The sequence below is a fragment of the Acinetobacter sp. YH12086 genome (genome assembly GCF_013419345.1).
Lineage (GTDB): Bacteria > Pseudomonadota > Gammaproteobacteria > Pseudomonadales > Moraxellaceae > Acinetobacter > Acinetobacter amyesii.
This window is the reverse complement of sequence record NZ_VPAF01000003.1, coordinates 1-13,290: the sequence shown is the minus strand read 5'-3', so window position 1 is coordinate 13,290 and position 13,290 is coordinate 1. Positions and strand designations below refer to the sequence as shown.

The window sequence follows — 13,290 nt, the reverse complement described above, 5'->3', positions numbered from 1 at the left end:
AAAAACATCAGGGTTTTTTGAATATGGCGGAAGCGGTGAGATTCGAACTCACGGAGGACTCGCGCCCTCGTCGGTTTTCAAGACCGGTGCATTAAACCGCTCTGCCACGCTTCCATGGCCGCCATCATATAAATAAATTTCAGCAATGGCAAATTATTTTGTAAAAAACACGTCCAATTGAACAAAATAAAAGCAGTTTATTGTTTTTCAGTGCTTTCGCCCATTTCATAACGAATTGAATTGATATACCAACATTTTTTTCCTAGCGGGGTTAGAACTTCGACTTCATCATCCACTTGCTTGGATAAGAGTGCTCGAGCCATAGGTGAATCAATTGAGATATGTTGCGGATGATGATCATAAATTTCATCTACCCCCACGATTCTTAGCGTTTTGTGTTCGCCGTCTTCATTTTCAATATCAACCCATGCCCCAAAATAGACTTTCCCTTTTTGTTCGGGTGAGTAATCGATAATACGAAGCTCTTCCAAACGTTTTCCCAAGTAGCGTACACGTCGGTCAATTTTGCGTAACAATTGCTTATTATATTGATAATCCGCGTTTTCCGAACGATCTCCAAGACTAGCCGCCCAGTTCACTTTTTTGGTAATTTCAGGTCGCTCTTCATGCCATAAATGTTGAAGTTCAGCGACCAATAAATCGTGTCCACCACGGGTAATTAAGTTAGATTTCATGATGATTTTTAGGCCTTGAGCAAGTGCTGATTTTTACAAAACATGCCTATTTTATCCTCCATTTCTACACAGGCAAAGTATATAAAATTTATTCCCAAACAAAATCAATTGTTTATGTTACATATTTTAATATTTTTTCGTACAAAATTTGACAAGTATTTTTTTGCTCATTATTATGCGCACATCTTTTAGGCTTGTTTAATTTTTATCCAGTGTAGATTTTCTACATATTTCCCGAAACCCCCTAGTCATTTTTGAATGACGTCATGACTGCCCAACCCTTATTGAATTTATCAAACTTGAAAAAGTCTGAGGCCTGTTTGCCTTTGCTTTTTAGGGCATAAATTACTTGTAGCGGAGACAACATGCACAGTAGTTCAACTTCTGGGTCGAGGCTTTGCCTTAACTCTTTTAACTCTCTCCCATTTAAAGCGCTTGCACTTAGTACTATCTTAATTCCTTTTCACAGTATTAATGCCAGCAAAACAGCACATCAATATGATGCTGTCGTCAACAGTAATAAACTCACTGTTGTTGCAGTTGCCAATCCTGCCATTGTTTTTCAGGATGGTAAACATCGACATGGTTTTGGTTACGACCTTGCACGTAACTATGCAGAAAGTTTAAATGTCCAATTAGATTTTAAAACAGTGAATGACAATGCCACTGCTTTAAAAATGGTTGCCAAAGGTCAAGCCAATTTTGCTATGACCACTGCCGAAATGAGTACCATTGAAGCCAAGCATTTGACGTCATTTTCAGCCAGTTGTGGTGATACCGTTTCTTTAAAAAAGAATGGTTTAAACAGCAACTTAAACTGGGTATTTAAAAATGCAGATGATCCACTAAGCCAAACCGCGAGTGGTTTTATTTGCCGTGCCAAACAAAATGGCGCAATTGGACAGTTGGCATCATTCTACAACCGTAATGTGGTCAAACAAGATTCTTGGAATGTGATTCAACGTGATTTAAGTAAACGTATGCCGATCTATAAGGCAAGTTTTAAAAACACGGCCAAGCAATACGATCTAGACTGGCATTTATTGGCAGCGATTGGTTATCAAGAGTCTTACCTCAAACCTGACTCGGTATCCCCAACGGGTGTTCGTGGCATTATGATGCTGACTAACAGTACAGCAAAAGCCATGGGTGTGAGCAACCGTACAGATGCGACTCAAAGCATTCAAGGTGGTGCAAAGTACTATGACCAAATGCTAAACCGTTATAGTAACATTCCGTACCCTGATCGTAATTGGTATGCCTTAGTGGCTTATAACATGGGTCCTGGTGCTGTAAGTCAGATTCAAAAGCGCATCCAATCTCAGGGTAAAAACCCGAATAAGTGGGTGAATTTATATGCTTATCTAGACCGTAACAAGGCCAGCAATGGTCGTTATCGTCAAGCTGTGCAATATGTCACGCGTATTCGTGCTTATTTGGAACATATTAAAACCACACCTCAACTGGTGAATATCTAATATGCGTCCACCTAACATTTACATGTGAGCGCACAAAAAAAAGCTTACCTTCGGGTAAGCTTTTTTCGTTTTAGACTTAAGCAGTTTGCTCAAGTACTTTTTTGAATAAATCTTTTTGCTCAGTACTTGGTTTTGCTGTTTGCAATGCCATCAATTGTGACATATCACCTTGTACTTTTATTTTGCCTGTCATAAACGCTTGCATCGCTGCAGCCATATCAAATTCAAGGAATACTTTACGTAAAGTTTCAGCATCCATGTTCAAAGTTGTTTTCGCGTTTGAAGATAAACCTTTTTTAATTGCACCACCGTCTAATGACAATTCAGTATTGCCTGCAGCGTCAGCAACCACAAGGTTAATTGCAAGATTAGCCAATGCAGGTGGTAAGTTTAAATCACCAGCTTGAGCTGTCAGAGTTTCTACAGTTGAAAACCAATCATCAGTTAAAAAAGCAGGCATGATCTTTCCTCAATTTATTTTGTTCGTGTGTGTTGCCGTTCCGGACAACATCAGTGCAAGCATATTTTGCTTGAGGTTTGTTATAGCATGATCATTTGTGAAAAGGCTAAAGTTTTTTGTACGCACCGTTCAATATTTAACTGTTTAATAACAAAATGAGAAAAATCATAAGCATAAAAAAGGCATTCCGTAGAATGCCTTTTGCGTGATGAGGTTTTCCACTTAATCTGCCATAAACCCTAAGTTCACCATATTAATGCGTTTGCTTTCTGACTCACCTTCTTCAGTTGAACAACTTTCGCTATTTTTAAAGTCAAATTCGCGTTGTTCATCTAGGGCTTCAAAGTCGAATAACTCACGGTCAGCCAGTTGTGAGGGCGAAACATTTTGCAAAGCACCAAAAATACTGTGTAAACGTTTTGGAAATTCTTTATCCCAAGTACGCAGCATGTCATTTAGCATCGCACGTTGTAAGTTTTCCTGAGAACCACACAAATTACATGGGATAATTGGGAACTTACGCATTTCTGCATATTTGATAATGTCTTTTTCTTCCACATAAGCCAGTGGACGAATCAAAATGTTCTTTTTGTCAGAAGACAATAATTTCGGTGGCATGGCTTTTAAGCTGCCGCCATGGAACAAGTTCAAAAAGAACGTCGCCAAAATATCATCACGGTGATGACCTAAAGCCACTTTCGTCGCCCCAATTTCTTGAGCAAAGCCGTATAACGAACCACGACGTAGACGCGAGCACACTGCGCAGTACGTTTTACCTTCTGGTGTTAAACGTTTGGTAATGCTGTAAGTATCTTTTTCTAAGATGTAATACGGAATTTTGTTTTCTTCTAAATAACGTGGCAATACGTCTTCAGGGAAACCCGGCTGTTTTTGGTCAAGGTTGACCGCAACCACATCAAAATTAATCGGCGCAATACGCTTAAACTGCAACAAAATGTCGAGCAAGGTATAACTGTCTTTACCGCCTGAAATACAGACCATCACTTTGTCACCCTCTTCGATCATTTTAAAATCACGAATGGCATGACCGACCTGACGGCGTAGCTTTTTCAATAGACGATAATACGCAGAGCTAGTTGGTAGTTCTGGTTTGAAATTAAATCCTTGTTCGGACTCAACTGGCGAGAACATAGACGAGTTAAACCTAAAAAAAAATACCGCGCAATTTTATCCGATTCGCAGACTTCTCGCATCAAAAGAATGTAATTTCCGAAAAAAGTAGAAATACTGTCATGATCACGTAATCTTCAGTGCAATATTCTATACGGTACAGTTCATTTTTTAGCCCAAATGCTTATCTTTTGGACTTTTCCACAGTTGTCCACAAAAGCTGTGGATAACTTTGTGGATTCTAAATGACTTGACAAGGTGAGCCGCCCTTATTTTAAGGCTTTTATTTAAATTGATCATTTTTTGATCAATTTAAATAAATTTAATTATCAATAACTTAAGTGTGTCAAGTTAAGCTCCTTAAAAAAAAAATAAATATTTTTTTTGATTATTGAATCATCAAAATGACTTGATTTTTACAAAGTAAAGAAGAAATCAGTCCTTGAAGCCTTTTCATCTAATTTTTTTTTGATAAACTCTCTTTAACTGTTTGGGGACAGAATTTTTCTTCACAATAAAATGAAAAACATTACTTGGACTTTGGGGCTGTTATTAGGTGGAAGTGTGGCTATCAGTTTAGCAGCACCAAACATTTTTGCCGGCCAAACGATTTATCAATTGCGTGAAAGTAATGGCACAACGTTACTGACCAATAAACAAGGCCGCTATAGCAATCTAAAAGTTGAAAAAAAAACCTACTATCCGGACAGTAATATCCATAGTTATAGTAACTGGGGCTCAAATGAAGCGTCTGTGTTACCCAGCTATAGTAGGAATAAAAATGCCTTTGACAATATTATTAAACAAGCAGCGGCCCAACATGGTGTTTCCGAAGGTCTAATCAAAGCGGTGATGCATACCGAATCAGGCTTTAACACTAATGCTCGTTCACCTGTTGGCGCCCAAGGTTTAATGCAGCTCATGCCTGCCACAGCACGTCGCTTCAATGTAACAAATGCTTATGATCCACATCAGAACATTATGGCTGGTGCGCGCTATTTATCTTGGCTACTGAAACGTTTTAATGGTAACACCTCACTTGCCTTAGCTGGTTATAACGCAGGTGAAGGCAATGTCGCAAAATATGGTGGTATCCCACCTTTTCGCGAAACACAAGATTATGTCCGCCGTGTCACTAGCCGCTACAACAACCTATATGCTGGTAGTTTAAGTGTATCAGGTTCGAGCAATTCCAATATCGCTTCAAATAGTGGTCGGATTATTGCCAGTTCGGATAATTATCATGCTGCTGCCCCTACGGTTGCTAAATCATCGGCACGTCAAATTATTCAAACAGACAATGCTAGTTTTACCGACGCACCTTCAGGTTCATTTGCCACAGCAAATGCGTCTGCTTCAGCGCGTATTTATTTCAATGAATAAATTCACTGATTTTGTAAAATTGCATCTGTTTTACTAATTTTTCCTTGAAATTTTAAGACTTTCACCTCATATTGAGTTTAATGATTTTTATTTGTAAATCAGATCATTTTTCTATAATAAGAGGATTTACCCAATGATGCGGATTGGTTTGTTCTTGCTGACCAACCTCGCGGTACTGGTTGTAGCTGGCATAATCTTGTCACTCTTCGGTGTCGGTAGTTACCACGGTGCAGGCGGCTTAAATTTAGGCAACTTGCTCGTAATCTGTTTTGTGTTCGGTATGGTGGGTTCAATGATCTCACTATTCATGTCAAAATGGATGGCGAAGAAAACCACGGGTACAGAGCTGATTGACCCTAATGCACCACGTAACCAAGCTGAAGCATGGTTACTTAACGAAGTTGCGCAACTAGCACAACGTTCTGGTATCAAAATGCCAGAAGTGGGTATTTTCCCATCGTACCAGTCAAATGCCTTTGCAACAGGCTGGAATAAAAATGATGCTTTAGTAGCAGTTTCTACCGGTCTACTTGAGCGTATGAACAAAGACGAGCTCCGTGCCGTACTCGCTCACGAAATTGGTCACGTAGCCAATGGTGATATGGTAACCCTTGCATTGGTGCAAGGTGTAGTCAACGCCTTTGTGATGTTCTTTGCGCGTGTAGCAGGTGACTTCATTGACCGTAATGTTTTTGGTCGTGAAGATGGTGAAGCACCGGGTATCGCATATTTTGTCATTACGATTGTATTAGATATTGTTTTTGGTATCGCAGCGTCTGCCATTGTGATGTGGTTCTCTCGCTACCGTGAATACCGTGCCGATGAAGCTGGTGCGCGTTTAGCAGGTAAACAAGCGATGATTTCTGCCCTGTTACGTTTACAAGCAGAATCTGAAATGCCAGATCAAATGCCAAAAGAAATGAAAGCCTTTGCAATTTCTGCGGGTCAAGAACAAAGTTTCAGTTTAGCTGCATTGTTCCAAACACACCCAACGATTGAACAACGTGTTGCGGCATTACAACAATTAGATTGCCCATAATCGAGCATCTAATGTATGTCGTAAAAAAGCCTCCCTATGGAGGCTTTTTTAAGTCTAATTTTTTCCGAACATTTATTGTCTTATCAATAATCTTTCAGCTGAACGATCTTTCAATTGAATAGCCTCTCAGTGATCGCGTTCAAGCAACAAGGCATTTCTATCTACAATACTCCATTGGCCTTTAGCCATTGCCAAAGCAATGAACCACCCATATAAATTGCAAAGATAAAGATTAATAAGAAAATCATCCCGAGTATATCTGGAATATGGATCCATATCCATGCAACCACAGGGTTGCGCCAAAAAGCAGATTGCTGTTGTTTCTGTTCTAATTTTTCATGTAAAAACGGATGTATCACATGTTGATCTGTACTGATTTGATATTCTTCACGAATGTGCGTATGTACAACATCTAAAGCTTTACGGCTCGGTCGAATAAACACATCAAAGATCGTCCCTGCAACAGGAATAAACCCCACGACAGCATCTATAACTGCGAGTTTCATCACACCATTTAATTTGGCTTGTGGTACGCCAATCTGTTTGGCTTTATAGACGGCATAACAGGTCAAGATAAATCCTGCGATATCACCAGCTACGGGAATGGTACTCAACGCTGCGTCCGCACCTACCCCTTGTCTGGTAAATGGAATCCGAACCACGGAGTCCATCATATTGGCAAACTTTGCGAGATCGCGTTCAAGACGAATGACTTCTTGCTTTGACATTTTTTGTTTTAATGGTTCAGCCATGTTTTATCCAATAAAAAACGTGTAAATCACTGAGATTAAAACATATTAGAAGTCTTCAATCTGTTGCAAAATGCTAATCTCTATAAATTGAGCAATTGTGAAGCAATCATCAAATACACCACCACGCCAGTCGCATCACAAATCGAGGTTACCAAAGGTGCAGAAGCGCTTGCAGGATCGAGCTTTAACTTATTGAGTATGAAAGGCAAACTCATGCCAATTAAACAACCGAGCAATACGATACCCATCATACTCAGTGCCAAGACCAAGGCCACGGTTGCATCACCACGGTAGTAGCCTAAAATCGATACAGCAATGGCCATGGTTCCGCCTAAGCAAAGAGCAACAAGCGTCTCTCTCCCCAACAAATAAAACCAATCACGAATCTTTACATCCCCTGTGGCAAGCGCTCGCACCATTAAGGTCGCAGACTGAGAACCTGCATTGCCTCCACTTCCGACCAGTAAGGGTAAGAAAAAAACCAAGACGATATGTGCGGCAATGATATCTTCATAATAGGAAATACCTAAACCGGACAATAAACTGCCAAAGACCAATATCACCAACCAAAACACCCGCTTTTGATACAACTTTAAAATCGGTGCTTTCTTAATGCTCATACCTGGTTCGGTACTCACTGCACTAGCTTTTAAAAAGTCTTCGGTAGTTTCAGCCTGTACCACATCCATCGCATCATCATAGGTGACAATCCCCATCAAACGCTTGGCATGATCCACAATCGGCAAGGCCATAAAATCATATTCAGCCAGTTTACGTGCAATACTTTCTTGGTCTTCGTCTATCCAACCAGTCACTACATCTTTGGTCATCACCTCTTGAATCCGTGCATCACGGTCGGCTTGCAAAATTTGCCGCAGTGAAATCACCCCTTTTAATTGAGACTGATCATTGGTGACATAAATTAAATACAGGGTTTCACGGTCATGCGGTTCATGGCGCAAGGCCTCTATGGCTTGTTGCATGGTAAAGTCAGCAGGCATACTGACATAGTCTGAGCTCATGATTGCGCCTGCAGACTCTTCTGCATAAGCAGATAACGCCTTTAAATGCTCTTGTGTATCTTGATCAAGTTGTTGGTAAATTCGATCTTGTTCTGCATCTGTTAAGCTTTTATATAAATCCGTTGCATCATCAGAATGCATGTCATCAAATAATTCAATTTGTAGACGCAGTGGATAACGCGAAATCAGCTGTCGCTGTGACTCAAAAGGGAAAAACTCAAAAACCAAACCTTGATGCGCTAAACCTGAAAGTAACTCAATTTGATATTCAATTGGAAATTGCTGAATTAAACGGGCCTGATCAGCATAGTTCAGAGGCTGTAAAACACCAACGGCCTCTGTATAATTTTGTTGTTGCAACAAAGCGGAAATATCACGCTGTCTTTGTATTAAATCCGCCATTCAACTCACTCAAATTTTAATCTTTATTTGTTAAACACATTTTGAAGGATAAAATGAAGAGTTTCAAATCACTTCAATATGATCTCTATATCTATAAAAGTTCTCAGTGGAATTTCTTCCCCGCTAAAAAATTCTCCAGAATAAAAAACCACCGTCAAGTATCCAAGCTTTAACGGTGTATTTCTGTAGAACTAAATACTGTCTAACGGTTATTTCATAGACTCAGACACCGGTTTGATTTTAAAAATGGAACGAACCATGACATACATAAACGGAATAAAGATCAGCACCAAAACCGTACCGAATATTACCCCACCGAGTACGCTCACCCCAATCTCTTGGCGACTGGCTGCACCTGCACCAAAAGCAAGAACTAAAGGAACCACTCCCGCACCAAAAGCCAAAGAGGTCATCAAAATAGGACGTAAACGAAGTGCTGCGCCTTCCATTGCAGCTTCGATTACATGTTTGCCTTTTTCTTGTGCCATCGCTGCAAACTCTACAATCAAGATCGCGTTTTTACAGGACAAACCAATTGTTGTCAGTAGAGCAATTTGGAAATAGATGTCATTTGGAAAACCGGCCATGTAGCTAAACAAAATATTACCGCCTATCCCAAGTGGAATCGCACTCATGACTGCAGTTGGAATACTCCAACTTTCATATAGGGCAGCAAGACAGAGGAAAATAAATCCAATCGAGACTAAATATAGCCAAATCGCTTGATGACTTGATTTTTGCTCTTCAAAGGATAACCCACTCCATGCCACGTCCACACCCGGCACTTGATCAACTAAAGCTTTAACATCCTGCATGGCTTGTCCACTTGAGACATTTTTGGCTGTATCCGCTTCCATTTGTAATGCGGTATAGCCCATGAAACGGTTAACAACTTCTGGACCACCACTCCAACCAATGGTTGAAAAATTACTAAATGGAATCATTTCATTTTGGTCATTACGTACATGCCAATAAGCTAAATCTTCTGGTTTAGAACGGAATTCGGCATCTGCCTGCATCATGACGCGTTTAATGCGCCCACGGTCGATAAAATCGTTGATATAGCTACCGCTCCATGCACTACTCATGGTGCTATTAATCGCATTTTGAGTTAACCCCAAGGCCATAGCTTGTTTTTGATCAATATCCACTTTTAGTTCGGCTTTATCGGGGTTTGAGCGTTTGTCTAAATTTTCGAAACTGCTGAATTGTGAAGATTTTTCTTGTAAGCTTTTAAATTGCGCATCGAGATAAGCACGGCCTTCACCATTCATATCTCGCAGCCAAAATTCCAGACCATCGGTTTGCCCAAGGCCACTGACAGAGGAAGGCATGCTGACATTGATTTGTGCATTGTTAAATTTTTTAAAATGTTTCATAGCACGTTCACGAATCGCTTGCGCTGAATTGTGTTGTCCTGAACGTTCATCCCAATGCTTCAGTGCAATAAAGCCTTGCCCTAAGTTTTGACCCGTACCAGAAAAATTTCGTCCATAACGAATCATCACCAAATCAACATTTTGCTTTTCTTCAGTTAAAAAGTACTGCCGAATTTGTTCACCGACCTCACGACTTTTCGACATCGGTGCACCTTCTTGTAATTTAAGTTGCACACTCAAAATACCCTGGTCTTCACTAGGAATAAAACTGGTCGGCAAAGCACGATAAAACAAAGCAAATACCGTAATGAGCCCCGCAAACAACACCACCGTCCATAAGCGATAACGAACCGTGGCTTGTGCAAGGGTCAAATATTTGGTTTTTAAAATCTCTAATTTGGCGTTAAACCAAATCGCCCAACGCTGTGGTTTCGGATTAGGTTTTAAAATTAAGGCGCATAATGCAGGGGTTAAAATTAGCGCAACCATCAATGACAAGCCCATGGCAGCCACAAGTGTGATGGAAAATTGTCTATAGATCACACCCGTTGAACCACCAAAGAACGCCATAGGAATAAAAACAGCGGTTAATACCAAAGTAATTCCGATTAATGCCCCGCTAATTTCATGCATCGACTCTATAGCTGCTTGTTTTGCTGTTAACTGTTGTTCATGCATTAAACGTTCGACGTTTTCCACCACAACAATCGCATCATCGACCAACAGACCGATGGCCAATACCAATGCAAACAAGGTGAGCGTGTTAATGGTCATGCCCAAAGCATATAAAATCGCTAAAGTCCCTAGAATCACCACAGGCACGGTAATCGCAGGTATCAGCGTTGCTCGCCAATTTTGTAAGAAGATAAACATCACCAAAACCACTAATAAAACGGCTTCGAATAATGTTTTCACCACTTCTTTAATCGATTCTTGTACAAATGGCGTGTTATCCCGTGGATAAACAATTTTATAACCGGCAGGTAATTGCTTCGCTAACTGTTCAATTTCTTGCTTAATTAAGGCTGAGGTTTCAAGTGCATTTGCCCCAGAAGCCAATGAGATCCCCATCCCTGAAGATGGATACCCGTTAATGGTATTCACCCCTGAATAATTTTCCGCACCCAATTCAACACGTGCAACATCTTTTAAATAGACAAAACTGCCGTCTCGTGCAGATTTGACAATAATATTTTCAAATTCTTCAACTGACTTTAAACGTGTACCTGAAGTGACTTTTGCATTGAGATATTGATCCGAAACACTGGGCAATTCACCTAAGGCTCCGGCTGCAACCTGCGTATTTTGTGATTCAACAGCCGCACGGATATCACTGGGCATAAGGCTATATTGCTTTAACTTCAGTGGGTTGAGCCAAATGCGCATGGCAAATTGCGAACCAAAAACATCGACTTCACCAATACCCTCAATTCGAGCAATGTCCTGTTCTAGATGAGTCATCATATAGTCACCAAGTTCGATATTCGAACTCTTGCCAGTCTCATCATAGAGGCCGATAACCATATGGGTATCACCCAAAGATTTATAGACATTTACCCCTTGGCGCTGCACATCTTCAGGCAGCCGATTGATTACTCCATTTATGGCATTTTGTACTTGTACTTGAGCGGTATCTGGGTCAGTGCCATTTTCAAAACTGATGCTGATCCGGCTTCGACCTGAAGAGTCGCTGCTTGAACTAAAATATAAAAGATGATCAATTCCTTTAATTTGTTGCTCAAGAACTTGTGTGACACTTTCCTCGACTGTTTCTGCTGACGCACCGCTATAACTTGCACTGACCGTAATTCGTGGTGGTGCAATATCTGGATAGCGCTCTACCGGTAAATTGAGCACAGCAAATAGCCCGAGCGCCATGACGATGATCGCCAAGACACCTGCAAAAATCGGTCGATAAATAAAAAACTTAGACAGCATCAGTCCATGTCACTTTTCAATTAATGAAATAAAATATGTTGATTGATTTTTTCAAAAAATCTTATTGATAATCAATCACAATGTGCTTGATTACAAGCCTAGACTACATAAAAACCTTGCTTGAAGCGAAATATGTAGAAAATATGGAGAGCCTCCATTTCAGCTATTTTAGTAAATTTATGTGACAAAACCGCCTCTGTCATGAAGTCTTAGCCACTGCCCTGCAATGTATGCCTGCAACATCATTCATTTATATAAAAAGATGCAGAGGCAGCCATGCAAAAACAATTAACAAAACAGTTAAATCTAGCCATAACTAGCAAAGTGAAATCCTCATGGGGCGTGTCTTCACTGCTCCTTTTTAGCGTTTTTGGTTTATCTGCATGTAATTCGGATGACGATAAAACCCATGTCACCAAGCCCCCTATTTTGCCTGATACAGGTTTTGTCATTGTTGGGCATCGTGGTGCCAGTGCTTTGCGACCTGAGCATACTCTTGCCGCATATCAAAAAGCGATTGATGATGGTGCGGATTTTATCGAACCCGATTTAGTGCCAACCAAGGATGGCTATCTGGTTGCGCGCCATGAAAGTGAAATTTCAGGGACTACCAATATTAGTACGCTGTCACAATTTGCGGATCGAAAAACCACCAAAAAAATCGATGGTATCGACTATACAGGATGGTTTACGGAAGACTTTAATTTGAATGAACTGACTCAAAATGTAAAAGCACGTGAGCGTATTGCTCAATATCGCCCTAATAACACTCAATATAATGATCAATACAGCATCCCAACGCTCGAACAAATCATTGAACTTGCCGATGCTCACTATAAAAAAACTGGGAAAATTGTTGGTTTATATATTGAAACCAAGCACCCAACATTTTTCCAACAGCAAAATCTAGCCATGGAAGATCGTTTACTCACCACGCTTGCCAAATACAGTTATACACGTGATATCGCGCCTGTATATTTACAGTCCTTTGAAACCACCAATCTTAAATACTTACGTGATCAACTCACGCAAAAGAAAACCCTCAAACATGGCAAAATTATTCAATTATTAGATAGCCCAACTGCAATACCGGGTGACTTACAGCAACAAAGCTCACCTCAAAATTATGCAAGCTTAGCAACAGCAGAAGGCCTAAAATCAGTGGCAAAATATGCAGATGGTGTGGGTCCTAGTAAAACGTATATCTTTTCAAACACTGAGTTTAAACAAACCAGTTTTGTCAAAGATGCCCATGCTGCTGGTTTGAAAGTCCATCCTTATACGCTCAGACCTGAAAATGGTTTTTTACCTGACTATTTAAAATGTAGCTCAGTGGCAACCGAACGTTGTGATACCGGTGCGGCTAAAGAATTTGAAAACTTCTATAAAGCTGGTGTAGATGGTGTATTTGCAGATGATCCGGGACTGGCACGCAAAACCTTAACACAACTGCAAAAGCCCTAGTTTTCCTAAATTTAAAAAAGACGCCGAGGCGTCTTTTTTATTGTTCAATGGAAACCTTAAAGCGGGTTTGCCAAATATTCTGCGGCTGACTGCGTTGCCACTGGCTGAGGTGCTGGAGCTGTCGGAGCTGTCGGAACTGTCGGAACT

General features: G+C 40.5%; 10 protein-coding genes and 1 tRNA gene. 4 read left to right on the top strand and 7 right to left on the bottom strand.

Going from position 1 to position 13,290, the window contains the following annotated elements:
* Positions 1–24: 24 nt before the first annotated feature.
* Positions 25–114 (bottom strand) — tRNA-Ser (locus FTU29_RS04805).
* An 83-nt stretch (positions 115–197) separates the two neighbouring features.
* Positions 198–695 carry a transcription elongation factor GreB gene (gene greB, locus FTU29_RS04800; protein WP_180076767.1) on the bottom strand — a complete coding sequence of 166 codons (498 nt, stop codon included), beginning with the start codon at positions 693–695 and terminating at the stop codon, positions 198–200.
* Positions 696–1,060: 365 nt separating this feature from the next.
* On the opposite strand from greB, the gene FTU29_RS04795 reads away from it, so the two are divergent.
* Positions 1,061–2,173, top strand: a complete 1,113-nt coding sequence (locus FTU29_RS04795) for a transglycosylase SLT domain-containing protein (RefSeq protein WP_078192143.1) — start codon at positions 1,061–1,063, stop codon at positions 2,171–2,173.
* A 76-nt stretch (positions 2,174–2,249) separates the two neighbouring features.
* Here the strand turns inward: FTU29_RS04795 and FTU29_RS04790 are convergent, their stop codons facing one another.
* Positions 2,250–2,633 (bottom strand): SCP2 sterol-binding domain-containing protein, encoded by a 384-nt coding sequence (locus FTU29_RS04790; RefSeq protein ID WP_078190434.1) that lies wholly within the window; start codon positions 2,631–2,633, stop codon positions 2,250–2,252.
* Positions 2,634–2,855: 222 nt separating this feature from the next.
* Positions 2,856–3,785 (bottom strand): tRNA 2-thiocytidine(32) synthetase TtcA, encoded by a 930-nt coding sequence (gene ttcA / locus FTU29_RS04785; protein WP_078192144.1) that lies wholly within the window; start codon positions 3,783–3,785, stop codon positions 2,856–2,858.
* Between the two features lie 498 nt (positions 3,786–4,283).
* Between ttcA and FTU29_RS04780 the strand changes: the two genes are divergently transcribed.
* Together FTU29_RS04780 and htpX are read left to right on the top strand one after the other, a co-directional pair.
* Positions 4,284–5,147 (top strand): lytic transglycosylase domain-containing protein, encoded by an 864-nt coding sequence (locus FTU29_RS04780; protein WP_111883899.1) that lies wholly within the window; start codon positions 4,284–4,286, stop codon positions 5,145–5,147.
* A 133-nt stretch (positions 5,148–5,280) separates the two neighbouring features.
* Positions 5,281–6,186 carry a protease HtpX gene (gene htpX / locus FTU29_RS04775; protein ID WP_180023270.1) on the top strand — a complete coding sequence of 302 codons (906 nt, stop codon included), beginning with the start codon at positions 5,281–5,283 and terminating at the stop codon, positions 6,184–6,186.
* 161 nt (positions 6,187–6,347) lie between these two features.
* Here htpX and FTU29_RS04770 read toward each other — a convergent pair whose 3' ends face one another.
* The 3 genes from FTU29_RS04770 to FTU29_RS04760 all read right to left on the bottom strand — a co-directional run bounded on the left by FTU29_RS04770 (position 6,348) and on the right by FTU29_RS04760 (position 11,679).
* Complete coding sequence (locus FTU29_RS04770) at positions 6,348–6,938, bottom strand: DUF4112 domain-containing protein (RefSeq protein ID WP_180023269.1); 591 nt, start codon at positions 6,936–6,938, stop codon at positions 6,348–6,350.
* An 80-nt stretch (positions 6,939–7,018) separates the two neighbouring features.
* Positions 7,019–8,362: a magnesium transporter gene (mgtE, locus tag FTU29_RS04765; protein WP_180023268.1), complete on the bottom strand. Its 1,344-nt coding sequence runs from the start codon at positions 8,360–8,362 to the stop codon at positions 7,019–7,021.
* 209 nt (positions 8,363–8,571) lie between these two features.
* Complete coding sequence (locus FTU29_RS04760) at positions 8,572–11,679, bottom strand: multidrug efflux RND transporter permease subunit (protein WP_180120658.1); 3,108 nt, start codon at positions 11,677–11,679, stop codon at positions 8,572–8,574.
* 276 nt (positions 11,680–11,955) lie between these two features.
* Here FTU29_RS04760 and FTU29_RS04755 point away from each other — a divergent pair, with 276 nt between their 5' ends.
* A complete protein-coding gene (locus FTU29_RS04755) occupies positions 11,956–13,143 on the top strand; it encodes a glycerophosphodiester phosphodiesterase (protein WP_180120657.1) in 1,188 nt (395 codons plus the stop codon).
* Positions 13,144–13,290 lie beyond the last annotated feature (147 nt).